Source organism: Actinoplanes sp. CA-051413 (genome assembly GCF_050955795.1).
GTDB lineage: Bacteria > Actinomycetota > Actinomycetes > Mycobacteriales > Micromonosporaceae > Actinoplanes.
Window position 1 is genome coordinate 6,449,518 of the sequence record NZ_CP192100.1, and the last position, 24,066, is coordinate 6,473,583.

The window sequence follows — 24,066 nt, forward strand, 5'->3', positions numbered from 1 at the left end:
TGGGCGCAGTTTGTTCGAGCAGCTCGAATGGCGAGCAGTCCGGGTGCGTGCCGGCGCCACGGCTCCTTCGTCATCAGCCGGAGGACGGCCTGCTCGCCGTCTTCCCCGGTCAGGTGGAGCATGGTGGAGGTCCAGCCGCCGGTGAGACGCCGTACTCCGGTGACGCGCCGACGCCACACTGACGCGGCCCAGCGGGTTCCTGTCTCGGTTGTCACACCTACAGCACCATTCTGTCCCCGTATGTAGCCTGGAGGCAGAGCTCAGGTGAGCTCCCGGACGAGGGTGCCGTACCCGGTCAGCGACAAGACGGCGCGCGGGAGGACTTCCATGTCCTGGTTCATTCTTGTGCTCTCCGGCGTCTGCGAAGCGGTCTGGGCGACGGCCCTGGGCCGGAGCCAGGGCTTCGCCCGGCTCGGCCCGTCGGTGGTGTTCTTCGTCGGGATCATCGCGAGCATGGCGGGCCTGGCGTACGCGATGCGCACTCTGCCGATCGGCACGGCGTACGCGGTATGGGTGGGGATCGGCGCGGTCCTGACCGTCGCCTACGCCATGGTCACCGGCGAGGAGCCGGCCTCACTGCTGAAGTTCGTCTTCCTGACGATGATCATCGGTGGGGTGATCGGCCTCAAGGCCATCCACTGAAGCCGGCCAGCCTTCGGACGTGCCGACCACGTCCACGGGGAGGTCGAGAGCGCGCAGGGCCGCCTCAGGTCAGGCCCAGGAACAGTCACTGGTCTCTAAAGCGGCGAGGCACGCCGCAGCGTCAGGGTAGAGATCCTGTTCGCCGGCCGAATCAGGCTGACCGGCTGCTGCTCGTCGATAAACACGTGGCGGCGCCGGTGGTCATCCCACGACAATCGCCGGCGTGGAAGAAGTCAAGGTCGTCGTCGCCCACAGCGAACGCGCGACCCTGCGCGTCGGTGACGTGTTCCTGAAGATCGACGCCGACCGGAAGCGTACTGATGTCGAGGTCGAGGCGATGGCCCTGGCGCCGATCCCGACCCCGGCGGTCCTCTGGCGCAAGCCTCCCGTACTGGCGATCGCGGCCGTCCCCGGCAAGGCACTCGGCGTCCTGGGCGAACCGTCGACCGCGTCACCGGCCGCGTGGGCTGCGGCGGGTGCCGCCGCCCGTAAGCTGCACGACGCCCCGCTGCCACCCTGGCGCGGCCGGAAGGTCGACGACATCGCAGCTGACCTCGAATCCGAATGCGCATGGCTTCTGGCCAACGGTGTCCTCCCTACCGACCTGATCGTGCGCAACCGCAAGATCGCGGAGGCTGCGCTGCGGTCGTACACACCGAAGTTCGTCCACGGCGACTTCCAGATCACCCACGTGTTCGTGGACGGTGACGAGCTCACCGGGGTGATCGACTGGTCGGAGGCGGCGCAGGGTGATCCGCTGCATGATCTCGCGACGCTGACGCTTGGGCATGAGGAGCACTTGGCTGATGTCGTCGCCGGCTACGGCACGGACGTGGACCTCGACGTGATCGAGGCGTGGTGGTCACTGCGCAGTCTGCTGGCGGTCCGCTGGCTGGTCGAGCACGGCTTCGACCCGTCCTCGCCAGGCTGCGAATTCGACGTCCTGAAAGCCCGGATGTGAGACGCACCAGCTCGAGCGACCATCGTCAAAGGTCCGGTGCCGCCGAGACTCGGCTGTCATGATCCTTGAAGCTGAGGCGCTACGGGGGCGATCATGCTTGTCGAGGTTCTGCTGGACACCACGATCCACGTTCATTACGGGTTTCTCATCCTCGGGGCCATTGAAGAAGAGCGCCCTGGAGACCGCACGGACGGATACCGGGGCCAGGTCAACGGTCTCTGTGGTGCGGCCGTACCGGGTGTGCTCACCATGCATACCGGTCTGCACACCGGCAGGGTCGGCATGCGGATCGAGTTGCACACTGATGAGCCGGAACTCGGCGACGTCTGGCAGGACGTCGTGGAGGCGTACTTCGGTAGCCGGAGCGAGGAACTGCTGCTGTCGGCGTTCGACTCGGCCGAAGGGCCGGTCGACCTGCCACCAGGCTTCTACCGAGTGCGGTACTGCGCTCAGGACATGCAGCGCGGACACGACGTCGACACCAGGCCGGATGACGAACCGGTCGACCGGTACATGCTGCAGTTCTGGCCGGCCGTCGGGGTGGACCGCGTCGTACGGCAGGGCAGCGAAGTTGCCGGATACCGGCACCGCCACAGTACGGACCCCGCCCTGACGGGCGAGGAGTTGGCCGGACAAGTCGCTGTTCTCCGGCAGGACCGCGATGACCGGCTCGCGGAGGAAGCTGAAGAAGAGCTGCTGGCGATCTGGGACGGGCAGATCCCCGACGACCCGCGCCTGCGCGAAGGTGGCTGGGGTGCCGCTTCCTTGCGGCAAGTTGATCCAGCTCTTGCTCAGGCCCTGGTCGAAGCCGACGACGAACTGCGCCGTGCCGTGACCGTGTGGTGCGCCGAGCGGATCCTGGCCGCAGCCGGCCTCCTTGACCGATCCTGGACGCCGTCGATCTTGGCCGCCTTGCGGGAAGGCACGTCACCACCGAACCGCTTCGACGTCATTCACACGCTACCGTCCATGCCGATCATGCCCGGCCTCGGCGATGACCATGCCGCCGATCAAGACATCGCCGTGGAGATGGTCTTCAGCACCGTGGAGACGGTCTTCAACGCCGCGGTGGGCACCAGCACCCTCGCCACCGCGTGTGAGATGTGTGCCGCGGCCAGGGAGTACGGCGACTCCATGGACTTCACCGACGCTATCCGCACCACGTTCGGACAACTCTTCAGGTGATGAGGGGGCATCGCAGCGCCGACGACAAGCTCCAGGCCGGATACCCCAGCTGGATTCCGGGCTGGCAGCCCGAGTCGACGATCGCCGCCCCGGCTTTTACGCCTCCCGTTGGTCGCGGCGCCACGAAGAGCCGTCCGCGTACGGCGCGGACCCGATGGAGCTGACCGCCGCCATCGAAGCCTGGTCCCCATCAACACGTCGCCCGGCGAGATCGCACCACGGGAGACGCCCCCGCGCGCGGGGGCGTCTCCCGGTCCAGGCCGGGCCTTATGTGCCGCCTACTTGGCGTTGAAGTAGTTGGCGTCCGGGTGGTGGGTGATGATCGCGTCCGTCGACTGCTCCGGCTCCAGCTGGAACTCCTCCGACAGCTTCACCCCGATGCGGCCCGCGTCCAGCAGATCGACCACCTTCGCCCGGTCTTCCAGGTCCGGGCAGGCCGGGTAGCCGAATGCGTAGCGGCAGCCGCGGTAGTCGTTCTTCAGGATGCTCGCCAGGTCGGTCGGGTCGTTCGCGCCCACCGGTGCGCCGTTCGGGAGGGTCAGTTCTGAGCGGACCCTGCGGTGCCAGTACTCGGCCAGGGCTTCGGTCAGCTGGACCGACAGGCCGTGGACCTCCAGGTAGTCGCGGTACTCGTCGCGGGCGAACATCTTGGCCGTGTATTCGCTGATCGGCTGGCCCACCGTCACCAGTTGCAGGGCCACCACGTCCAGTTCGCCGTCGGCGCCGCGGGGCTTGAAGAAGTCGGCCAGGCACAGGCGCCTTTCCTGGCGCTGGCGGGGGAACGTGAAGCGGGCCCTTTCCGCTGCGCCGTTCTCGTCCAGCACCACCAGGGTGTTGCCTTCCGAGTACGCCGGGAAGTAGCCGTACACGACCGCCGCCTCCAGGACGTGGTCCGCCGCCAGGCGGTCCAGCCAGTAGCGCAGGCGGGGCCTCCCCTCGCTCTCCACCAGCTCCTCGTACGACGGGCCGCTGCCGCCGCGGGCCGCCTTCAGGCCCCACTGGCCCAGGAACGTCGCCCGCTCGTCCAGCATCGACGCGTAGTCCTTCAGCGGGATGCCCTTGACCACCCGGGTGCCGAAGAACGGCGCCTTCGGGATGTCGATGTCGGTGGCCACGTCGGAGCGGACCGAGGTGTCGTCCAGGGGCGGCAGGTTCTCCGAGACCATCGCGCGCTGCTTCTCGCGGCGGGCCCGGCGGGCCGCCAGCGCGGCCTCGCGTTCCGGGTCGATCACCGGGGCGCCGCCGCGCTTGGCGGTCATCACCTTGTCCATCAACGACAGGCCCTCGAACGCGTCCCGGGCGTAGTGCACCTCGCCCTCGTACTGCGAGCGCAGGTCGTCCTCGACGTACGCGCGGGTCAGCGCCGCCCCACCCAGCATGACCGGATACTTCGCCGCGACGCCGCGCGACGCCATCTCCTGCAGGTTCTCCTTCATCACGACCGTGCTCTTCACCAGCAGGCCGGACATGCCGATCGCGTCCGCCTGGTGCTGCTCGGCCGCCTCGATGATCGCGTTGATCGGCTGCTTGATGCCGATGTTGACGACCTCGTAGCCGTTGTTGCTCAGGATGATGTCGACCAGGTTCTTGCCGATGTCGTGCACGTCGCCCTTGACCGTGGCGAGCACGATGCGGCCCTTGCCTTCCTCGTCCTCGTTCTTCTCCATGTGCGGCTCGAGGAACGCCACCGCGGCCTTCATCACCTCGGCCGACTGGAGCACGAACGGCAGCTGCATCTGCCCGGAGCCGAACAGCTCACCGACCGTCTTCATGCCGTCGAGCAGCACGTCGTTGACGATCGCCAGGGCCGGCTTGGTCTGCAGCGCCTCCAGCAGGTCGTCCTCGAGGCCGTTGCGCTCGCCGTCGATGATGCGGCGCTTGAGGCGCTCCTCCAGCGGCAGCCCGGCCAGCTCCTGCGCGCGGGTCTCGCGGGCCGAGGTGACGTCGACGCCCTCGAAGAGCTGCAGGAACTTCTGCAGCGGGTCGTACCCCTCGCGGCGCCGGTCGTAGATCATGTCCAGCGCGACCTTGCGCTGCTCCTCCTGGATCTTCGACATCGGCAGGATCTTGCTGGCGTGCACGATCGCGCTGGTCATCCCGGCCTGCACGCACTCGTGCAGGAAGACCGAGTTGAGCACCTGGCGGGCCGCCGGGTTGAGGCCGAAGGAGATGTTGGAGAGACCGAGGGTGAAGTTGACGCCCGGGTACAGCTCGCTGAGCCGCCGGATCGCCTCGATCGTCTCCAGGCCGTCGCGCCGGGTCTCCTCCTGACCGGTGGCGATCGGGAACGTGAGGCAGTCGACCAGGATGTCGGACAGCTTCATGCCCCACGTGCCGGTGAGGTCGTCGATGAGCCGGGTCGCGACCCGGACCTTCCAGTCGGCGTCGCGGGCCTGGCCCTCCTCGTCGATGGTCAGGGCGACCACGGCCGCGCCGTGCTCCTTGACGATCGGCATCATCCGGGCGTAGCGGGAGCCGGGGCCGTCGCCGTCCTCGTAGTTGACCGAGTTGACCACGCAGCGGCCGCCGAGCATCTCCAGGCCCGCCTCGACGACCTGCGGCTCGGTGGAGTCCAGCATGATCGGCAGGGTCGAGGCGGTGGCGAAGCGGCCGGCCAGCTCGCGCATGTCCTGGGTGCCGTCGCGGCCCACGTAGTCGACGCACAGGTCGAGCAGGTGCGAGCCGTCGCGGGCCTGGCTGCGGGCGATCTCCACGCAGGCCTGCCAGTCGCCGGCCAGCATCGGCTCGCGGAACGCCTTCGAGCCGTTGGCGTTGGTGCGCTCGCCGATCATCAGCACGCCGGCGTCCTGCCGGAACGGCACCTCGTGGTAGATCGACGCGGCGGAGGGCGCGTGCTGCGGCTCGCGCGGGGCGGCCTTGAGGCCGCGGACGCGGCTGACGACAGCCTCGATGTGCGCGGGCGTCGTGCCGCAGCAGCCGCCGACCAGCGAGACGCCGTACTCGCGGACGAAGCGGTCCAGCGCCTCGGCCAGCTCGTCGGGGGTCAGCGGATAGTAGGCGCCGCCGGCGGCCAGCACCGGCAGGCCGGCATTCGGCATGACCGACACCGGTACGCTCGCCGACTGCGCCAGGTAGCGCAGGTGCTCGGTCATCTCGGCCGGGCCGGTCGCGCAGTTCAGTCCGATCAGGTCGATGCCCAGCGGCTCCAGCGCGGTCAGCGCCGCACCGATCTCGCTGCCCAGCAGCATCGTGCCGGTGGTCTCCACGGTCACGTGACAGATGATCGGCACCTTGCGCCCGACCTCGGCCATCGCCCGGTGCGCGCCGACCACCGCCGACTTGGTCTGCAGCAGGTCCTGACAGGTCTCGATGATCAGCGCGTCGGCGCCGCCCAGGACCAGGCCGGCCGCGTTCTCGTGGTACGCGTCACGCAGCGTGGTGTAGTGCGTGTGGCCGAGGGTGGGCAGCTTGGTGCCGGGACCGATCGAGCCCAACACGTACCGGGGCTGCTCGGGGGTCGAATGGGCGTCGGCCGCCTCGCGGGCGACCGCGGCACCGGCCTGCGACAGCTCCCGGATCCGGTCCTGGATGTCGTAGTCGCCCAGATTGCCGAGGTTGGCACCGAAGGTGTTGGTCTCGACGCAGTCCGCCCCCGCGGCCAGGTAGGCCTCGTGGACGCCGCGGACGACGTCGGGGCGGGTCACGTTCAGGATCTCGTTGCAGCCCTCGAGACCCTGGAAGTCGGCATCCACGTCGAGGTCGGCGGCCTGCAGCATCGTGCCCATCGCTCCGTCGGCGACGAGGATGCGATCGGTCAGCGCGGCAAGGAAGGAGTTCTGCACCTTGCAAGGCTAATGGCACATCCCCCGATCGCCGAGTATCGGTGTCCGACAGGTGGACTCACTGTGACCGGGCTCTCCAAGCGATGACGGGGGTCGGCGCGGCCGCCGGGTGGGATCAGACGCGGACACGTAGGCTTTGCGTACGTGAGGTACGAAAGGTTGGCACCGTGACAGAGTTCGACGGTCTACCCCTGCTGCGCTCCCCCGTGGCGATCGCCGCCTTCGAAGGGTGGAACGACGCGGCCGACGCGTCGACGGCTGCGGTGGAGCACCTCGAGCAGGTCTGGCAGGCCCGCGAGATCACCACCATCGACCCGGAGGAGTTCTACGACTTCCAGGTCAGCAGGCCGACGATCACCATGACCGAGGGTGAGACGCGCAAGATCGACTGGCCGACCACCCGGTTCAGCGTGGCGAGCCCGCCCGGCACCGAGCGTGACGTGGTGCTGATCCGCGGCATCGAGCCCAGCATGCGCTGGCGCACCTTCTGCGAGCAGATCCTGGAGGTCTGCCACAGCCTCGAGGTGAACCGCATCGTGCTGCTGGGGGCTCTGCTGGCGGACGTGCCGTACACCCGGCCCCTGCCGATCAGCGGCTCGGCGACGGAGAAGGAGGTCGCGGAGAAGTACAAGGTCGTCCCGACCCGCTACGACGGCCCGACCGGCATCGTCGGCGTGCTGCAGGAGGCGGCCGACCGGGCGGACGTGGACGCCCTGTCGTTCTGGGTGCACGTGCCGCACTACGCGAACAACCCGCCGTGTCCGAAGGCGACGCTCGCCCTGCTGAGCCGGCTCGAGGACGTGCTGGACCTGCCGGTGCCACTGGCCGACCTGGCGGAGGAGGCCGACGAGTGGGAGAAGCGCGTCCGGGCCGCCGCGGAGCAGGACACCGAGCTCGGTGACTACGTCCGCGAGCTGGAGGAACGGGTCGGCGACGAGGGCATCAAGCCGCTGACCGGCGACGAGATCGCCACCGAGTTCGAGAAGTACCTGCGCCGCCGCGGCGGCTCGGCCGGCCCGACCGCCGGCTCCTGGTAGCACCGCCGGCTCATCGCCGCGGAGGCGAAAGGCCGACAGCGCCGATCCCCCACCGCCGAAGTGGTGGGGGACGGCGCCGGCGGCCCCGCAGGCTGGAGGCGCCGCAGCGTCAGCGCAGGGCCGAGACGGCCGGGCCCCGGAGGGTACGGCGGGTCGTGCCGAGCAGCGACAGCCCGGTCAACGCGACCGCCACCACCACGATGATCACGTAGGCGACCGGCGTGGCGTCCGGCCACACCCGGTCGACCCGGGCCGCGCCGAACGGCAGGATCGTGAACAGTGACGCCGCCGAGCCCGACAGCACCCCCGTCGCCGTCACCAGCAGGCCTTCCAGCCCGACCATGGCCAGCAGCTGACCCCGCGTCGAGCCCGCCAGCCGTTGCTGGGCGAACTCGCGGCGCCGGTGGGTGGTCGCGGCGATCAGGGTGTTGACCAGCATGACCGCCACGAACACCGTGATCATGCCGACCACGACGTAGTTCAGGGTCTGGATGTCCTGGGCGTACGCGGGCTGGATCGTGCCCGCCGCCGCGTCGTCCTCGATGCCCTGCATGTAGACCGTGCCGGTGGCGATGCCGGTGAACAGGGCCACCGGCATCACCGCGCCTGCGAGCCGGCGGGTGCGTTGCCGTACCCCCAGGACCGCCAGCTCTGCCGCCGCGCCGCCGGCCAGCCGGACCGGGCCCGCCAGCACGGCCGTGACCAGGCGCAGCAGTTCCGGCGCGAACAGGGTCAGGCCGATCGACGCCCAGATGCCGGCCTGGCCGGCCGTCTGCATCGCGTCGATGCCCTTGCCGTCCATCAGGGTCGCGGTCAGCACCGAGCAGTTCGTGGCGATCAGCAGAAACACCACCCCGGCGATGCGGCGGGCCCGGGGGCGCTCGGGGCGGGCGCCGGCCGGTCCGGCCGTCCGCCGGACCGTCGCCACGGCCGCGACGACCGAGCCCAGCAGCGTGACGCCGAAGCCCACGCCCAGCGCGACCGGGCCGAACGCATAGCCGACCGCGGTGGCGACCTGGCCGGTGTCCTGCATCAGCGTGAGCAGCAGCCGGCCCAGAACCAGAGCGACCGGTACGGCCACCGCCGACGCCAGCAGGGCCACCGCGGCCGCCTCGCCGACGATCATCCGGCCCACTTGCGGACCGGTGGCGCCGAGCCGGCGCAGCAGAGCCGTCTGCTCCGCGCGGCGGCGCACCGCGAGGCTGAGCGTCGAGGTGACCGCGAAGATCACGATGATCAGGCACCAGCCGCCCGCCACCATCGCGGTCGTGGACAGGGATTCGGCACTCACCGAGTCTGCGTCCGCGGCCGTGTCGAGCATGGCCGCGAAGGTCATCAGCAGGGTGGCGCCGAGGAAGGCCGACAGGAACGTGGCCACGAAATTGCCCGGGCGGTGCCGCAGGCCACGCAGGGCGACGGCGATCATGCGACGGCCTCCGCACCGGCGCCGACCAGGTCACCGAGGTGGGCCAGGCGTTCCGCGACGGCCTCGGCGGTGGGCGCGCTCAGCGAGCCGGCCAGCCGGCCGTCGGCCAGGAAGAGCACCGAGTCCGCGTACGCGGCGGCGACGGGATCGTGGGTGACCATCACGACGGTACGGCCGTGCTGGTGCACCGCCGCCCGCAGCAGGGTCAGCACCTCGCGGGCACTGCGCAGGTCCAGGGCGCCGGTCGGCTCGTCGGCGAAGATCACAGCCGGTTCCCCGATCAGCGCCCGGGCGATCGCCACCCGCTGCCGCTGGCCACCGGAGAGCCGCTCGGGCAGGTCGTCGCGGCGGTCCAGCAGACCGAGGCGGTCCAGCACCGCACGGGCCCGGCCGTGGTCGGCGCGGCGGCCGGCCAGCCGGGACGGCAGCAGCACGTTCTGCTCGACGGTCAGCGCGGGCAGCAGGTTGTAGTCCTGGAACACGAAACCGACCCGGGTACGCCGGAACTTGGTCATCGCGGTGTCCTTGCCGGCCTGCAGTTCGGTGCCGGCCAGGAACACCCGGCCGGCGGTGGGGCGGTCCAGACCCGCCGCGCACTGCAGCAGGGTGCTCTTGCCGGAACCGGACGGGCCCATCACCGCGGTGAACGTGCCCGCGCCGAAGGAGGCCGTCACACCGTCGAGCGCGGTGACGGCGGTGCCGGTGTCGTCATAGGTCTTGTACAGCGTCTCGAGGCGTACGGCGTCGGTCATCATAGGCCTTCCTGTGGGCGTCTTTGTACACCGTACGAGCGCACTACTATGGCCTCAAGTGGTGCTAGCACCCGTATTCATTGGCGCTCACTAGTGCACTAGGGTGGAGCGCACTAGTGCAGAGGAGGGGTGATGAGCGCCGTACCGCCGTACCGCCGGATCGCCGCCGGGATCGCCGCCCGGATCGCCGCCGGTGAGCTCGCGCCCGGCGACCGGGTCCCGTCCACCCGGCAGCTGATCGCCGATCACGGCATCGCCATGGCGACCGCCACCAAGGTCATCGCCACCCTGCGCGAACAGGGCCTGGTCCAGCCCCGGCCCGGCGTCGGCACAGTCGTCGCCACCCCGGCCCACCCCCGGCTCGCCTCCGCCGAGCCCGACCAATCCCAGCCGGCCGAGCCGGATCGCGAGCGGGTGGTGCGCACCGCCGTCGCCATCGCCGACGCGGAGGGCCTCGGCGCGCTCTCCATGCGCCGTCTCGCCGGCGAGCTGGGCATGCCGACGATGTCGCTCTACCGGCACGTGTCCGGCAAGGAGGAACTGCTGCTGTTCATGATGGACACGGTCTTCGCCGGCGACGCCCTGCCCGGGCTCTCCCCCGGCACCGACGGCTGGCGCGCCTGCGTCGAGGCGCTGGCCCGGCTCCAGTGGTCCATGTACCGGCGCCACCCCTGGCTGGCCCAGGCGATCTCGTTCACCCGTCCGCTGCTCGCCCCGCGCGCGATGGCCCACACCGAGTGGACGATGCGCGCCCTCGACGGGCACGGCCTTGCCCCGGATGTGCTCTTCCTGGCGGCGGTCACCGTGGCGAACTACGTCCGCGGCACGGCCGTCAACATCGAGGAGGAGGCCCAGGCCGAGCAGGAGACCGGAATGAACGAGGAGCAGTGGCTGGACTCCCAGCAGAACAGGCTCGGCGAGATCCTCAGCAGCGGCCGCTACCCCTTCATGCACCGGGCCGTCAGTGACCCGGCGCTCGAGTTCGACGTCGACCGGCTGATGGAGTTCGGCCTGCAACGCCTCCTGGACGGACTCGAACCCGTCCTGGAGGGCTGATGCCGGCCGAGGGCTAGCGCCAGAAGGTGGCGACCGCGGCGTTGATCAGCGTCAGGGCGATGATGCCGATGAAGTGCCCGCGGTTGACCTCGGCGCGCTTGCGCGGCACGAAGACCATGATGAAGATCAGAATCGCGAGCACCAGCTTCACGGCCAGCTTCGCCGGGGCGGGCTCGTCGTCGCCGCCACCGCGCAGCGGCGCCGACAGCGCCAGGCCGGTCAGCACCTGGATGATCGAACCCCACAGCATCGCCGGGTTGATGCGCAGCTTCGCCGAGACGAACTGCGCGATCGCCCCACCGAGCAGCAGCGCGAAACCGATCAGGTGCGCGTAGCGCAGAATCAACCGCAGAGCCTCCACGGGGGACAGCTTAGGGGGCGGGCCGGCGGGCGATGGTCAGCAGGTGGCTGCTCGCGCCGAACAGGCTCGGCTCGTCCTCGACCCGGCGCAGCATGTCCAGCATGATGCCGGTCAGCCGCTCGTCGGCGAGGAACTCCGTCAGCCGCGTACCGGTCATCCACACCGGGCCCTCGACCGCCACCGTGCGCGTCCCGGTGAGCCCGGCCTCGGTCGCCTCGGCGGCCGGCTCCTCGGGCCGGTGGAAGTACGCGCTGGTGAACCACCGCGACTGCCCGCCCTCGTTGCGGTGCACGCCGTCGTCCAGCGCCCCCTGCACGATCGACACGAACTCGGGCTCGGCGTAGTAGCCCTTGACCACGCCGTCCAACAGCGACGCGAAACGGCTGATCACGGCCCCGATGACCACCCCGCCCGGGCGCACCACGCGGGCCGCCTCGCGCCAGGCCGCGACCCGGTCCGCGCGCTGAGGCAGGTGGTAGAGCGGGCCGAAGAGCAGCACGGCGTCGGCGCTCGCGTCGGGCTCGGGCAGCGCCCGCGCGTCGCCCAGGACGGCGGTCACTCCGGGCAGGGCGTCCGCGGCAGCCACGTGGTCCGGGACCGGATCGATCACCCGTACGGTGTGACCGGCTTCGGCCAGCGGGCGCGCGTAGACCCCGGTGGCCCCGCCGACGTCGACGATCCGGGCCGGCGCGGGTGGCAGCACCCGGGTGAGCACGTCCCAGGTGCGCAGGAACTCCAGGCGGCCGGTGCCGGCGGTCAGGCGCAACTGCTCGCCGCCGCGTTCGTAGTACTCGAGGATCTCGGGACTCAACATGCTGACCATGCTCGATGCCCGCGCCGCCGTGGTCGACCGACTTTTCCGCGTGTCGCTGTCCCGTGGCGCACGCTGCGTGAGTCATCCTAGGAACCTAGGGTCAGGAGGTACCGCCATGACGATCAATCCCGGCGCCGCCGAGTTCCCGCACCGGCAGATTGCCGCCCAGCTGCGGGAACGTATCCGCCGCGGGGACTGGAACCCCGGTGAGCGGCTCCCCTCGATCCCCGCCATGGCCGAGATGTTCGGCGTGGCCAAGCAGACCGTGCAACGCACCGTCGACCAGCTGCGCGTCGAAGGCATCCTGATCACCAAGCCGGGCTCCGGCACGTACGTGCGCGGCACCCGGCGCCGGCTCAACCGGCTCTCCCGCGGCCGCTACGGCGCCCACCGCGGCTACCACGCCGACCTGGCGGCCCGCTACCGCCAGCAGCTGGCCGGCGTCGGCCGCGAGGCCGCGCCGCCCGAGGTGGCGGACGCGTTCGGGGTCCGCGACGGCACGGAGATGCTGGTCCGGCGGCATCTCGTACGCGCCGACGACGCCACCGTCGAGGTCGGCGCCTCGTGGTTCCGGGTGACCGACGCGACCGGGACCTCGCTGGAACGGGCCGAGGCGTTCGGCCGGCCGCTCTACCAGGAGGCCGAGGAGGCGATCGGGCGGCGCTACGCGTCGGCGACCGACACCATCAGCGCCCGGCAGCCGAGCCGCGAGGAGGCGGAGATCCTGCAGATCCGCCCGGACACCCCGGTGCTGCACCTGCTGCACGTGGCGTTCGACGAGACCCGCAAGCCGATCGAGGTGGCCCAGGCGACCTGGCCGGGGCCGATGACCACGCTGACCGAGGAATACCGCATCCCGGCGCCGGTCCCCGAGCCAGACCCGGACCCCGGCCTCACTCTCGCGTGACGCTGCGCCTGGCCGCCGCCTGACCGACGCGGCTGAACGCCGAATGACCGGTGCCGCCCGGCAGCCCCCTCCGGCTGCCGGGCGGCCCTCACGCCGCGGCGGCGACCGCCGGGACCGGCTCGTCGGCGGTATCCCGCGGCCGGCGCAGATCGCGGCCGAGCAGGCCGAACGCGGCGAGCAGCAGCAGCGGACCGGTCACCCCGGCCGGACCGAGGGGTACGACGAGGAACATTGCCACCCCCGCGACTGCGAGCACCGGCACCCACCACCGGGTCAGCCGGTCCACCGCCGCGCCGATCGGCACCGCCATCAGGCCCAGCAGGCTCAGCACCATGCCCGGCAGCGCCCAGCCGAAGGTGAAGAACGACAGGCCACCGAGGGCGTCGGCCACCCTGTCGGCCGGGCCCTCCCCGAGCACCTGCCGCGCCGACAGGTCCGCGGTGTCACCCACCATGAGGGCGCTGAAATTGAGCAGGGCCACCACGGTGATCCCGGCCGCGACCTGGGTGAAGCGCCGGCCGCGGGACGCCACGACCAGCATCGCCGGGACGAACAGCAGCCAGCCCAGATGCAGCAGCAACGCGCTGACCTGGGTCTGCACCGGCTGCGCCACGTAGTCGCCGTCCGGGGCGGTCGCCAGGCCGGCGCCGAACACCACCGGTGCGGCGTACAGGCAGGCGAAGCCCGCGCGGCGGCGGAAGGCACCGAAGGAGTCCGGCTCAGCGGCCGCCGGCCGCGGCCGCAGCAACTGCCGGGCCGCCGCCGCATACGCGCCGACCAGCACCACCGGACCGAGCAGATTCACCGGTACGGGCGAGATGGCGAATGCGAAGTACAGCGCCGTACCCACCAGCGCGGCCGCCACCGTCCACCAATTGATCACCCGGGCCCGGGCAGCGGCGATCGGCACCAGCAGCAGGGACAGCGCCCAGCCCACCAGCCCGGGCCACTGCCAGCCGGCCACCGTCGGCAACTGCTCCTGGAACCGGGTCTCCACCGCGGCGACCTGCGCGTCCGGCAGGGTCTGCTCCAGCGCGAGCAGGAAGAAGTCGAACGCCATCAGCGCCGCGAAGGTGGCCAGGCCGAGCACCACCGCGACCCAGCCGATCCGGGCCAGGACCGCGCCCCGGCGCCGGATCGGCGCGAGCAGGCCCAGCAGCCCGGGCACGAACAGCACCCAGGCCCAGTGCAGCAGCAGGGAATGCCACTGCGTCGCCGCGGGATGCTGGCGGTAGACGCCGTAGCCCTGGTCGTCGCCGAGAGCGGGGTCGACGGCGGTCGCCACCGCCAGCAGGATCGGCGCCGTCACCAGACTGACGGCGGCAGCTCTACGCCACATCATGATCTCCTTGTCCTCACCGTTGTCGGCGGCAGACGTTACGAACGGCGGGGGCCGGCGTCGCCCGTACCGGGAGGGACTGCGCGTCCCCCGTGAGGTGGACGGCGTATCCGCCTCGAGGCGGTCTCCGGGACGGGGCTCAGCCCGTACGGTCAGGGGGTGTTCCGGACGCTCGCCGGGCGGCTGCGGCCGCTCGATCTCGCCCTGGCCGCGGCCTTCACGGTGTTCGCCCTCGTCGAGGAGTACGTCGTCCGGATGCCGGGCGCCTGGTGGCCGTACGCGCTGACCCTGTTCGCCGGGCTGGTGCTGCTGCGGGCGGCTGGTGCCGGTGCTCGCGATGGCGGCCAGCAGTGTCAGCGCGAGCTCGGTGTTCTACGACGACTCGCCGGTCAGCTACCGGCTGTGGCAGCTGGTGGCGATGATCATCGCGGCGTACACGGCCGGGCAGATCTTCCCGGCGCCGGACGCGGACCGCCGGGCCCGGCTCCGCGCCGCGGCCGCCGGGCTCTTCGTCTTCCTGACCGGCGTCGTCTACTGGGAGAACGACCGCACGGACCCCATGGCCGCGTTCTTCTTCAGCCTGGCGCCCTACGCGCTCGGCGTCGCGGTCGCCCTGCAGAACCGGCGGGTGGCCGACACCGCCGCGGTCCGCGCGTCGATCCGCGAACAGCAGGCCCGCGAGGCGGTCATGGAGGAACGGGTCCGGATCGCCCGCGAGCTGCACGACATGGTGGCGCACAGCGTCACCGTCATGGTCATCCAGGCCGGGGTGGTGCGGCGCCGCCTCGACGCCGGGCTAGACGTCGACCCGCAATTGCTGCACAGCATCGAGGTGTCCGGGCGCGAGGCGGTCGGCGAGCTGCGCCGCACCCTGGGACTGCTGCGCGGCGACGCCGCCGAGACGGCACCGCCGGCCGGGCTGGACCGGCTCGACGAGCTGGTGGCCCAGGTACGCGAGGCCGGGCTGGCGGTCAGCGTGCGGCGCGGGGGCGAGGCGGTGACGCTGCCACCGGCGGTGGATCTGTCCGCCTACCGGATCGTGCAGGAGGCCCTCACCAACGTGCTCAAACACGCCGGCGCCGCGAGCGCGAAGGTCACGGTCGACTTCCGGTCGGACGGGCTGCACCTGAAGGTGGAGGACGACGGCCAGGCGGCGCACTCCCCGTCGGGCGGGGGTCAGGGGCTGATCGGGATGCGCGAGCGGGTGACGCTGTTCGGCGGCGAGCTGACGGCCGGCCCGCGCCCCGAGGGCGGCTTCTCGGTGCGGGCGCGGCTGCCGGTGCCGGTGCAGGTGAGCCGATGACCATCACCGTGGTGATCGCGGACGACCAGCGGATGCTGCGGGCCGGGCTGCGCATGGTCATCGAGACCGAGCCGGACCTGACCGTGGTGGGCGAGGCCAGCGACGGCACTGAGGCGGTCAGCGTGGTGCGGCGCCTGCGCCCGGACGTCGTGCTGATGGACATCGCGATGCCCCGCCAGGACGGGCTCAGCGCCACCCGCACCCTGCTGGCGGCGCCGCACCCGCCCCGGATCATCGTGCTGACCACCTTCGACACGGACGAGAACCTGTACCGGGCGCTGCAAGCGGGGGCGAGCGGCTTTCTGCTCAAGGTGTCCTCCCCGGAGCACCTGATCACCGCGATCCGGGTGGTGGCCGGTGGTGAGGCGCTGCTCGACCCGGCCGTCACGACGCGGGTGATCTCGGCTTTCGCGGGGCGTCCGGGGCCGGCGCCGGCACCCGAGCTGGACGAGCTGACGCCGCGCGAGGTGGACGTGCTGCGGCTGCTGGCCCGGGGGATGTCCAACGCGGAGATCTCGGCGGAGCTGGGGGTGGGCGAGGCCACGGTCAAAACCCACGTGGCGCGAGTGCTGATGAAGCTCGGGCTGCGGGACCGGGTGCAGGCGGTGGTCTACGCGTACGAGTCAGGTCTGGTCCGGGCCGGTGGCCGTTGAGCGCTACGCCGGCCGGTCACGGGGCGGTGGCGGTGGCGAACACGCGGCGCAGGGATGCGAAGGTGTCCAGCGAGCGGCGGCCCTCGTCCTGCAGCGACCGTACCGCCGGGTCGGAGCCGTCCGCCGCGACCGCTTCCTGCCACAACATTCGCTCGGCCTCGCGCCAGTCGCGCTTTTCCTGGACCCGCACGTCGACGAAACCGGCCGCCGGCAGATCCCGCCGGAGGTCGACCGCCTGGATCCGCGGCGGGGCCTGCCGGTCTGCGGCTTCCCAGCAGGTCAGCGCCAGGCGGCCACCGGGTGCAAGGAGCCGGCGGAACTCGGCCAGGGCGGCGAGCGGCGGATCGCCGAACTGCACGGCGTCGACGCACATCAGCCCGTCCGCCGCTCCCGTGGGCAGTCCGGTCGCGACCAGGGTGCCGAGCCGGAACTCGGCCCGGCCGGCGGGGAGACGGCGGGTGCTCAACAACGCCGCCTGCTTCAGCGCCTCGGCAGAGAAGTCGACCCCGATCAGGCGGGCGCCGGTGCGGTGGGAGACCTCGATGCCGTAGCCACCACGGCCGCAGGCGATGTCGAGCAGCAGGCCATCCGTAGGCAGGCGTAGTTCCTCGGTCAGCTCGGTGACGGCCTGGCCCGGGAGGACACCGGCGAGCTGCAGTTCGGGTGGCAGCCCCAGGGCACGGGCGACGATGGTGTCGCGGGTGGGTGAGGCCGCCATGTCGGCGTACCACTGGTCGAAATATTCGGCGTCCCGCTTCGCTGAGGTCATGGCGGCATTGTCGCGGCCGTTGTTCCCTGCCGGACGGGACGGGTGCAGGATGGCAGAGTGGCGATGCTGCGCTCGGTCAACGTCGGTCTGCCCAAGGACGTGCTGTGGCAGGGACGGACGGTCCACACCGGCATCTGGAAACAGCCGGTCGGCGGCGCGGCCACGGTGCGCCGGTTGAACATCGACGGCGACGGGCAGGGCGACCTCGGTGGGCACGGCGGTGAGAACCGGGCCGTTTTTGTGTACCAGCTGGAGTCGTACCGGTATTGGCAGCGGTTGCTCGGCCGCGACGACTTCGGCTACGGCCAGTTCGGCGAGAACCTGACCGTTGAGGGGCTGCCGGACGACGAGGTGTGCATCGGTGACCGCTACCGGATCGGGACGGCGCTGTTCGAGGTGACCCAGCCGCGGGTCACCTGCTACCGGGTCGGGATCCGGCTCGACGACCCCCGGATGCCGGCGCTGCTCGTGCAGCACCACCGGCCGGGCTTCTACTTCCGGGTCCTGCAGGAGGGCGACATCCGGGCCGGCGACGAGATCATCAAGGTCACCGACGGCCCGGAACGGATGAGCGTGGCCGAAGTGGACGGTCTGCTGTACCTGCCCGGCCACCCCACCGACCGGATCGAGCGGGCGCTGCGGATTCCCGCGCTCAGCCCCGGCTGGCAGGGCTCGTTCCGGGCGATGGTGAGCCGGCCCGCGGCGACGACCGGCAACGCCGGGCTCGTCGCTGTCGCGCCGCCGCCGGCCTGGGCCGGATTCCGGCCGCTGCGGGTGACGGCGGTCGAGCCGGAGAGCAGCACGATCGCTTCGGTACGGCTGGCGGACCCGGACGGGCAGCCGGTCCCGGCCCCGCTGCCCGGGCAGTTCCTGACCGTACGGCTGCGACCGGACGACGAGCAGCCGCCGCTGATCCGCAGCTATTCACTGTCCGGGCCTCCTGACGGCAGCGACTACCGGATCAGCGTCAAGCAGGAGCCGCACGGCGTGGCCAGTGGCTACCTGCATGCGCGCGTCCACCCCGGTGACCTGATCGACGTGGCCGCGCCGCGGGGGACGTTCGTGCTGCGGCCAGCATCGACGCCGGTGCTGCTGATCAGCGGGGGCGTGGGGGCGACACCGATGCTGGCCATGCTGTACGCGCTCGCGGCGCAGCGGTCGGAGCGGGAGGTGTGGTGGCTGCAGGCCGCCCGTGACGGCGGGGATAGGCCGTTCGAGACGGAGACGGCCGGGTTGCTGGCGGGTCTCCCCCACGCTCGCTCCCATGTCTTTTACAGCCGGCCCCGGGCCGCTCTGGATCAGGTGGGCCGCGACTACGACAGTGCCGGTCGGTTGTCGCTCGACGCCCTTCGTGCGCTGGGCGTGCCGGTGGACGCCGACGCGTATCTGTGCGGCCCGGCTGGGTTCCTCAGCGACGTCACTGCGGCACTGGTGGAGGTGGGGGTGGCGGCTGACCGGGTCAGCACGGAGATCTTCGGGGCGGGGCCGGGGATCACGCCCGGGATCAGCGCGGTGGCTACCCGGGCGCCGCACCCTCCGGCGGGCGAGCAGGGGGACGGACCGGCGGTGTCTTTTGCGCGCAGCGGGCTGACCGTGCCCTGGGCCGATGGGCGTGGCAGCCTGTTGGAGCTTGCTGAGGCCTGCGATGTGCCGGTGCGCTGGTCTTGCCGGTCCGGGGTTTGCCACACCTGCGAGACGGGGCTGCTGGCGGGGGAGGTCGCCTACACCACCGAACCGGTCGATCCACCGGCGGATGGGGACGTGCTGATCTGCTCCTCGCGTCCGCGCGGGGCCGTCGTGCTCGATCTCTAGGACTGTCCCAGGGCCTTCATGCCGTTTCGGTAGGCCATCGACTGCATCCCTGCTTCCGTCCGCAGCTCGTCCAGGAACTCCGCGGAGAATTCCTCCGGCGCGCGCGCCCGGAAGCCGGCGATGTCGGCCTGGCTCCGAGCCTCGAACGCCGCCCACGTCTCATGCCCGCGCGGCGGGGGCACGGACGCTCGGTCCAGCTCTGCCGCCACCCGCAGCGCGTGACCGGTGATCCGGGCAAGGCCCGCAGGGTCTTCCGTCAATGCCCCGATCGCGTCCAGTGCCGCGGCCGCCACTCCGGAACCGGGCAGCTCTGACGCGCTGACCCGCTCACGCAACGAGGGCAACTCGGCCCGCAGGTGCGCGAGCAGCCCCCGGACTGCGTCATACCGCCCAGCTCACGCCACCTCAGGGCAACGCCCTGCCGTGGGTCGAACACATCGGTGTGCGCAAGGCCGTAGAGACGACCGAGGAAGATGGTCACCCCCGAGGAGACCCGTTCCGCGGTCGCCACGGAGAGGGCAAGCTCCCGCACGGTCGCGCTCAGAGGCGGATGCCGAGCAGGGCGTCCACTGTCCGGGCCATCAGCGCCGGCGCCTGCGCGTCGTCGCCCGCGCCGGACACCGCTGCCTCGGACCAGGCGTCGACCAGGGCCAGAGCCGCCGGCGTGTCGAGGTCGTTGTGCAGGGCCTCGCGGACCGCGGCCAGCAGGCCCTCGCCCGACGGGCCGGCCTGGGCCGCCGCGGCCTCGCGCCAGCGGGCCAGGCGCTGCTGACCTGCCTTGAGCACGTCGTCGGTCCACTGGCGGTCGGTGCGGTAATGATCGGCGAGCAGGCCCACCCGGACGGCCATCGGGTCCACGCCGTCCGCGCGCAGGCGGGAGACGAAGACCAGGTTGCCCTTGGACTTCGACATCTTCTCGCCGTTCAGGCCGATCATGCCGGCGTGCACGTAGTGCCGGGCGAACGGTGCCGTGCCGGTGAGGCGCTCGGCGTGTGCGGCCGAGCATTCGTGGTGCGGGTAGAGCAGGTCGTTGCCGCCGCCCTGGACATCGATCGTCTCGCCGAGCAGGCCGAGGGCGATGGTGGCGCACTCGATGTGCCAGCCGGGGCGGCCGGGGCCGAGGTCGCCGCCGTCCCAGGCCGGCTCGCCGTCGCGGGCGCCGCGCCACAGCAGCGGGTCGAGCGGGTCGCGCTTGCCGGGGCGTTCCGGGTCGCCGCCACGCTCGGCGGAGAGCACCAGCATCTCCTCGCGGGACAGGTTGGACTCGTAGCCGAAGTGCGGCGCCGCCTCGATCGTGAAGTAGACGTCGCCGGTGCCGTCCTCCAGGCGGTAGGCCGCGCCGGAGTCGAGCAGCTCGCGCACGTGCGCCGCGATCGCCGGGATGGACTCGACCGCGCCGACGTAGTGCGCCGGCGGGATCATCCGCAACGCCTCCATGTCCTCGCGGAACAGGGCCGTCTCGCGCATGGCCAGGACCACCCAGTCCTCGCCGTCGCGGGCGGCCCGCTCCAGCAGCGGGTCGTCGATGTCGGTGACGTTCTGCACGTAACGCACGTCGAGGCCGGCGTCGCGCCAGGCCCGCTGGACCAGGTCGAACGTGATCATCGTGGCCGCGTGACCGAGGTGGGTAGCGTCGTAGGGCGTGATGCCGCAGACGTACATCGTCGCGGCGTCGCCGGGGGTGGTGGGCTGCACCGACCGGCGGGCCGAGTCGTACAGCGCCGGCGGCGTCGCGGTCCCCGGCAGCTTCGGCACCTCGTGCCCGGTCCATGCGTCCATGGTCAGGAGCCTATCCAGCGCCACCGACAGAAATCCGCCCGGCGTGAGTAAAGCCTCAGACCGGCGGCCAGGGCACGGCCGGCCAGTCCTGCGGCGGCCGCGGGAAGCGGGGCGCGCGCAACAACCGGCGTACGCGCAGCCGGGCGTGCTGGACCTCGGTGAGGGTCAGGTGCTCCTCGAGGGCCGCGCCCAGCGCGCCGTTGAGCTGCTCGCCCAGCTTGGTCAGCACCTCGACGGAGTCGGCCGGGATCGGCTTGCCCGTCCAGCCCCACAGCACCGTGCGGAGTTTGTTCTCCACGTGGAAGCAGACGCCGTGGTCGACGCCGTGGATGCGGCCGTCCGGGGCGTACAGCACGTGGCCGCCCTTGCGGTCGGCGTTGTTGATCACCGCGTCCAGCACCGCGAGGCGGGACAGCCGCGGGTCGTCGGCGTGGGCCAGCGCGTACGCGTCGCCGTCCTCGTCGCGGGCCGAGGCGACCGCGAACCAGCCCGGTGGCACGTCGTACGCCGGGACGAAGCCGATCAGCGACTCGGCGTCCTCCGGCTCGTCGATCCAGAGCTGGCAGGCGCCGGGGCCGAGCGGTCCGTCACGCAGGATCGTCGGCGGCACCAGCCCCCAGCCGGTGGCCTGCGACACCAGGAACGCCGACACCTCACGCCCGGCGAGCGTGCCGTCCGGGAAGTCCCAGAGCGGGCGCTCGCCCTGCACCGGTTTGTAGACACAGCGGCGGGTCAGCCCGTCGAGGGTGATCTCGGCGCGCAGGGTCGTGTTGGAGGCGTCGACGAGCCGGCCCTCGAGCTCCATCTCGCCGCGGGCGAGCAGCTCGAGGGCGTCGTCCTCCGCGAGCACGCTGGCCGGCTCCGTCGTCACCGGTGATAGCCGTTGTGCCGGGGGCAGAGGTGGCCGGCCGGGTCCAGCGGCTGGCCGCAGAGCGGGCACGGCGGGCGGCCCGCCGCGACCACGCGCCGGGCGCGGTCGATGAACGCGCGGGTCGCCTCGGGGGTCAGCCGGACCCGCAGCCGGTCGAGGTCGTCGTCGGGCTCGTCGTCCTCGTCGTCGGCGATCGGGTCGTCGTCCTCGTCCTCGTCGTCCTCGCCGAGCTCGACCTCCGCGTCGCCCTCACCGGCCTCGATCGCCTCGATGACGACGGTGGTGGTGTCGACGTCGAAGGCGAGGCCGAGCGTGCCGACGCGGAACTCCTCGTCGACGGGGGTGTCCAGCGGCTCGTTGTCGTTGATCGCGAGCACGGGGGCCTCGGGCAGGTCGACGCCGAACCGCCGGCTGGCCTCGGTGAGCAGCTCCTCCAGCTTTTCGGCGAGCAGCGACACCTGGACCTTCTCCAGCGCCACGCTGACCACCCGGCCGCCACCGCGGGCCTGGAGGAAGAACGTCCGGTCCCCCGGCTCGCCCACCGTCCCGGCGACGAACCGCTCGGGCGGCTCGAAGGCATGCACCTGGTGGGTCATGGGTTCGACCCTATCCGCCCGCGTGCGTGAGCGCTCCGCCCACCGGCGGGGTTCGCCGAGGGCGCAACGCGTACGCACGCTGTGGTAACACGCCGGTTACCGGCCGTACTCATGCGCCGCCGCCCGCGCCACCGCCCACGGCCGCGTCGGACTCCGGGAGCGCGCCCTCGGCGGGCTTCGGCGGGATCAGCGCCGACAGGTCCGCAGTGTCGTTGAGCCGCACCAGGAACGGGCGGGTCGGGGTGTAGCGGATCACGCTCACCGACGCCGGATCGGCCACCAGGCGCTGGAACTCGTCGAGGTGCAGGCCCATCGCGTCGGCCACGATGGCCTTGATCACATCGCCGTGGCTGCACGCCAGCCACAGCGCCTCCGGGCCGTGCGTGGCGGTGACCTTAGCGTCCCAGCGGCGGATGGTGGCCACCGCGCGGGCCGACATGGCCGCCATCGCCTCGCCGTTGGGGAACACGGCCGCGCTGGGGTGCTGCTGGACGACCGGCCAGAGCGGCTCGCCGGTGAGCTCCTTGAGCGGGCGGCCCTCCCAGTCGCCGTAGCCGCACTCGATCAGGCCCTCGTCGACCTCCGGCACGATGTCCGGCAGGGCCAGCTCCAGGGTCTGCCGGCAGCGGATCAGCGGGCTGGTCACCACGGCGGCGAGCGGCAGCTTGCGCAGCCGCTCGCCGACCCGCTGGGCCTGGCCCCGGCCGGCCTCGTCGAGCTCGACCGGCAGCCGGCCGGCAAGCTCACCGGTGGCGTTGGCGGTGGTCCGCCCGTGGCGGAGCAGCAGGACGGTGGCCACGGCTACTCGGCCACGCCCGACGCCTCGTACGCCTCCGCGACGGTGCGCAGCGTGGCGATGCCGCTCTCCAGGTCGCCCACGTACGGGCTGATGGAGAGCGTGCCGACGCCGGCGGCGGCGTACTCCCGGATGCGTTCGGTGATCCGGGCCTTGGGCCCGACCATCGAGGTCCGGGTGATGAAGTCCTGCGGGATCGCGGCGGCCGCGTCCCGCGGCTTGCGGTCCAGGTAGAGGTCCTGGACCTCCTTGGCCGCGTCCGCGTAGCCCATCCGGACGGCGAGCTGGTTGTAGAAGTTCTGCTCGCGGCTGCCCATGCCGCCGACGTACAGCGCGGCGTACGGGCGGATCTGGTCGGCGCCGGCGGCGATGTCGTCGCCGATCACGACCGGGACGGTGGGCGCCACGTCGAAGCCGGTCAGGCCGGCGCCGCTCTTGGACCGGCCGCGCTCGACGTGCTGGAGATACTCCCCCGCGGCGTCGGGCGCGAAGAAGATGGCCAGCCAGCCGTCGGCGATCTCACCGGCCAGCTCGAGATTTTTCGGGCCGACCGCGGCCAGGTAGATCGGGATCTGCTCGCGCGGCGGGTGGAAGCCCAGCCGCAGCGCCTTGCCGGGGCCGCCGGGCAGCGGCAGCGTGTAGTGCTCACCGTCGTAGGCCACCGGCTTGCGGGCGATCGCCAGTTTGACGATGTCGACGTACTCGCGGGTGCGGCCCAGCGGCTTGCCGAAGCGCACACCGTGCCAGCCCTCGGAGACCTGCGGGCCGGAGACGCCCAGGCCCAGGCGGAACCGGCCGCCGGAGAGGGTGTCGATGGTCGCGGCGGTCATCGCGGTCATCGCCGGGCTGCGCGCCGGGATCTGCATGACGGCCGCGCCGACGTCGATCGACTGCGTCTGGCCGGCGATCCAGGCCAGCATGGTGGGCGAGTCCGAGCCGTACGCCTCGGCCGCCCAGACCACCGAGTAGCCGAGCCGGTCGGCCTCCTGGGCCATGGCGAGATGATCGGCGGGCGTGGTCCACGAGGTCTGGTATCCGAGGCTGAGTCCGAGCCGCACGGGTCCTCCCGTTTCTTCCGCGAGAGCACCGATGCTCCGCGCTACGAAGCCTAGGCGAACACGCTCAGTGATCTTCGCGGTGTTCGGTCGTCAACCCGACGGATCGCGGCCCTATTGAGCTGCCACGAGCGTTTCGCGGCCGGGCG

General features: G+C 71.7%; 22 protein-coding genes, 1 pseudogene and 1 riboswitch. Of the genes and pseudogenes, 9 read left to right on the top strand and 14 right to left on the bottom strand.

The genetic code is table 11. From position 1 onward, the window contains the following. Positions 1–253: 253 nt before the first annotated feature. A riboswitch (guanidine-III (ykkC-III) riboswitch) is annotated at positions 254–316 on the top strand. An 11-nt stretch (positions 317–327) separates the two neighbouring features. Next, on the top strand, positions 328–642 hold the full coding sequence (locus tag ACQP2Y_RS30400; protein WP_360543941.1) for a DMT family transporter: 315 nt from the start codon (positions 328–330) through the stop codon (positions 640–642). Positions 643–648: 6 nt separating this feature from the next. On the opposite strand, the pseudogene ACQP2Y_RS30405 reads toward ACQP2Y_RS30400, so the two are convergent. Beyond that, a pseudogene (locus tag ACQP2Y_RS30405) lies at positions 649–819 on the bottom strand (haloacid dehalogenase); the annotation flags it as partial. 46 nt (positions 820–865) lie between these two features. Here ACQP2Y_RS30405 and ACQP2Y_RS30410 point away from each other — a divergent pair. Both ACQP2Y_RS30410 and ACQP2Y_RS30415 read left to right on the top strand, forming a co-directional pair. After that, positions 866–1,603 carry a phosphotransferase family protein gene (locus ACQP2Y_RS30410; protein WP_433718595.1) on the top strand — a complete coding sequence of 246 codons (738 nt, stop codon included), beginning with the start codon at positions 866–868 and terminating at the stop codon, positions 1,601–1,603. A 93-nt stretch (positions 1,604–1,696) separates the two neighbouring features. Next, the gene (locus ACQP2Y_RS30415; protein WP_433718596.1) at positions 1,697–2,788 is read left to right on the top strand and encodes a hypothetical protein; all 1,092 of its coding nucleotides are present in this window, start codon (positions 1,697–1,699) and stop codon (positions 2,786–2,788) included. Between the two features lie 278 nt (positions 2,789–3,066). Here ACQP2Y_RS30415 and metH read toward each other — a convergent pair whose 3' ends face one another. After that, on the bottom strand, positions 3,067–6,534 hold the full coding sequence (gene metH / locus ACQP2Y_RS30420) for a methionine synthase (protein ID WP_433732128.1): 3,468 nt from the start codon (positions 6,532–6,534) through the stop codon (positions 3,067–3,069). A gap of 224 nt (positions 6,535–6,758) precedes the next feature. Between metH and ACQP2Y_RS30425 the strand changes: the two genes are divergently transcribed. Further along, positions 6,759–7,628, top strand: a complete 870-nt coding sequence (locus ACQP2Y_RS30425; RefSeq protein WP_360543951.1) for a PAC2 family protein — start codon at positions 6,759–6,761, stop codon at positions 7,626–7,628. A gap of 109 nt (positions 7,629–7,737) precedes the next feature. Here the strand turns inward: ACQP2Y_RS30425 and ACQP2Y_RS30430 are convergent, their stop codons facing one another. Both ACQP2Y_RS30430 and ACQP2Y_RS30435 read right to left on the bottom strand, forming a co-directional pair. Beyond that, positions 7,738–9,054, bottom strand: coding sequence for an FtsX-like permease family protein (locus tag ACQP2Y_RS30430; protein WP_433718597.1), 1,317 nt, complete (start codon positions 9,052–9,054; stop codon positions 7,738–7,740). Further along, positions 9,051–9,806, bottom strand: a complete 756-nt coding sequence (locus ACQP2Y_RS30435) for an ABC transporter ATP-binding protein (protein ID WP_433732131.1) — start codon at positions 9,804–9,806, stop codon at positions 9,051–9,053. Before ACQP2Y_RS30435 ends, ACQP2Y_RS30430 begins: the two co-directional genes overlap by 4 nt. A gap of 132 nt (positions 9,807–9,938) precedes the next feature. On the opposite strand from ACQP2Y_RS30435, the gene ACQP2Y_RS30440 reads away from it, so the two are divergent. Beyond that, the gene (locus ACQP2Y_RS30440) at positions 9,939–10,862 is read left to right on the top strand and encodes a TetR/AcrR family transcriptional regulator C-terminal domain-containing protein (protein WP_433718598.1); all 924 of its coding nucleotides are present in this window, start codon (positions 9,939–9,941) and stop codon (positions 10,860–10,862) included. Between the two features lie 13 nt (positions 10,863–10,875). Here ACQP2Y_RS30440 and ACQP2Y_RS30445 read toward each other — a convergent pair whose 3' ends face one another. Next, positions 10,876–11,223, bottom strand: coding sequence for a hypothetical protein (locus tag ACQP2Y_RS30445; RefSeq protein ID WP_360824773.1), 348 nt, complete (start codon positions 11,221–11,223; stop codon positions 10,876–10,878). A 10-nt stretch (positions 11,224–11,233) separates the two neighbouring features. Further along, positions 11,234–12,037, bottom strand: coding sequence for a class I SAM-dependent methyltransferase (locus ACQP2Y_RS30450; RefSeq protein WP_433718599.1), 804 nt, complete (start codon positions 12,035–12,037; stop codon positions 11,234–11,236). A gap of 115 nt (positions 12,038–12,152) precedes the next feature. On the opposite strand from ACQP2Y_RS30450, the gene ACQP2Y_RS30455 reads away from it, so the two are divergent. Next, entirely contained in the window at positions 12,153–12,944 is a 792-nt protein-coding gene (locus ACQP2Y_RS30455; protein ID WP_212994099.1) for a GntR family transcriptional regulator, read from the top strand. An 88-nt stretch (positions 12,945–13,032) separates the two neighbouring features. Here ACQP2Y_RS30455 and ACQP2Y_RS30460 read toward each other — a convergent pair whose 3' ends face one another. After that, a complete protein-coding gene (locus ACQP2Y_RS30460) occupies positions 13,033–14,286 on the bottom strand; it encodes a hypothetical protein (protein WP_433718601.1) in 1,254 nt (417 codons plus the stop codon). A 334-nt stretch (positions 14,287–14,620) separates the two neighbouring features. On the opposite strand from ACQP2Y_RS30460, the gene ACQP2Y_RS30465 reads away from it, so the two are divergent. Then, a complete protein-coding gene (locus ACQP2Y_RS30465) occupies positions 14,621–15,586 on the top strand; it encodes a sensor histidine kinase (RefSeq protein WP_433718602.1) in 966 nt (321 codons plus the stop codon). Beyond that, the gene (locus tag ACQP2Y_RS30470; protein ID WP_433718604.1) at positions 15,583–16,239 is read left to right on the top strand and encodes a response regulator; all 657 of its coding nucleotides are present in this window, start codon (positions 15,583–15,585) and stop codon (positions 16,237–16,239) included. Before ACQP2Y_RS30465 ends, ACQP2Y_RS30470 begins: the two co-directional genes overlap by 4 nt. 16 nt (positions 16,240–16,255) lie before the next feature. On the opposite strand, the gene ACQP2Y_RS30475 is transcribed toward ACQP2Y_RS30470, so the two are convergent. Continuing rightward, positions 16,256–17,008 carry a class I SAM-dependent methyltransferase gene (locus ACQP2Y_RS30475; protein WP_433718607.1) on the bottom strand — a complete coding sequence of 251 codons (753 nt, stop codon included), beginning with the start codon at positions 17,006–17,008 and terminating at the stop codon, positions 16,256–16,258. A gap of 63 nt (positions 17,009–17,071) precedes the next feature. On the opposite strand from ACQP2Y_RS30475, the gene ACQP2Y_RS30480 reads away from it, so the two are divergent. After that, positions 17,072–18,820, top strand: coding sequence for an MOSC domain-containing protein (locus tag ACQP2Y_RS30480; RefSeq protein ID WP_433732133.1), 1,749 nt, complete (start codon positions 17,072–17,074; stop codon positions 18,818–18,820). Here the strand turns inward: ACQP2Y_RS30480 and ACQP2Y_RS30485 are convergent. The 6 genes from ACQP2Y_RS30485 to ACQP2Y_RS30510 form a co-directional block, all read right to left on the bottom strand. After that, on the bottom strand, positions 18,817–19,155 hold the full coding sequence (locus ACQP2Y_RS30485; RefSeq protein ID WP_433718609.1) for a hypothetical protein: 339 nt from the start codon (positions 19,153–19,155) through the stop codon (positions 18,817–18,819). The genes ACQP2Y_RS30480 and ACQP2Y_RS30485 overlap by 4 nt on opposite strands. A 205-nt stretch (positions 19,156–19,360) precedes the next feature. Next, the gene (gene mshC / locus ACQP2Y_RS30490) at positions 19,361–20,599 is read right to left on the bottom strand and encodes a cysteine--1-D-myo-inosityl 2-amino-2-deoxy-alpha-D-glucopyranoside ligase (protein WP_433718611.1); all 1,239 of its coding nucleotides are present in this window, start codon (positions 20,597–20,599) and stop codon (positions 19,361–19,363) included. A gap of 55 nt (positions 20,600–20,654) precedes the next feature. After that, a complete protein-coding gene (locus ACQP2Y_RS30495) occupies positions 20,655–21,404 on the bottom strand; it encodes an SCO1664 family protein (RefSeq protein WP_433732135.1) in 750 nt (249 codons plus the stop codon). A gap of 62 nt (positions 21,405–21,466) precedes the next feature. Further along, the gene (locus ACQP2Y_RS30500; RefSeq protein ID WP_433718612.1) at positions 21,467–22,066 is read right to left on the bottom strand and encodes a DUF3090 domain-containing protein; all 600 of its coding nucleotides are present in this window, start codon (positions 22,064–22,066) and stop codon (positions 21,467–21,469) included. A 109-nt stretch (positions 22,067–22,175) separates the two neighbouring features. Beyond that, a complete protein-coding gene (locus tag ACQP2Y_RS30505) occupies positions 22,176–22,865 on the bottom strand; it encodes a histidine phosphatase family protein (RefSeq protein WP_433718613.1) in 690 nt (229 codons plus the stop codon). 2 nt (positions 22,866–22,867) lie between these two features. Next, on the bottom strand, positions 22,868–23,920 hold the full coding sequence (locus ACQP2Y_RS30510) for an LLM class F420-dependent oxidoreductase (RefSeq protein ID WP_433718616.1): 1,053 nt from the start codon (positions 23,918–23,920) through the stop codon (positions 22,868–22,870). Positions 23,921–24,066: the final 146 nt, after the last annotated feature.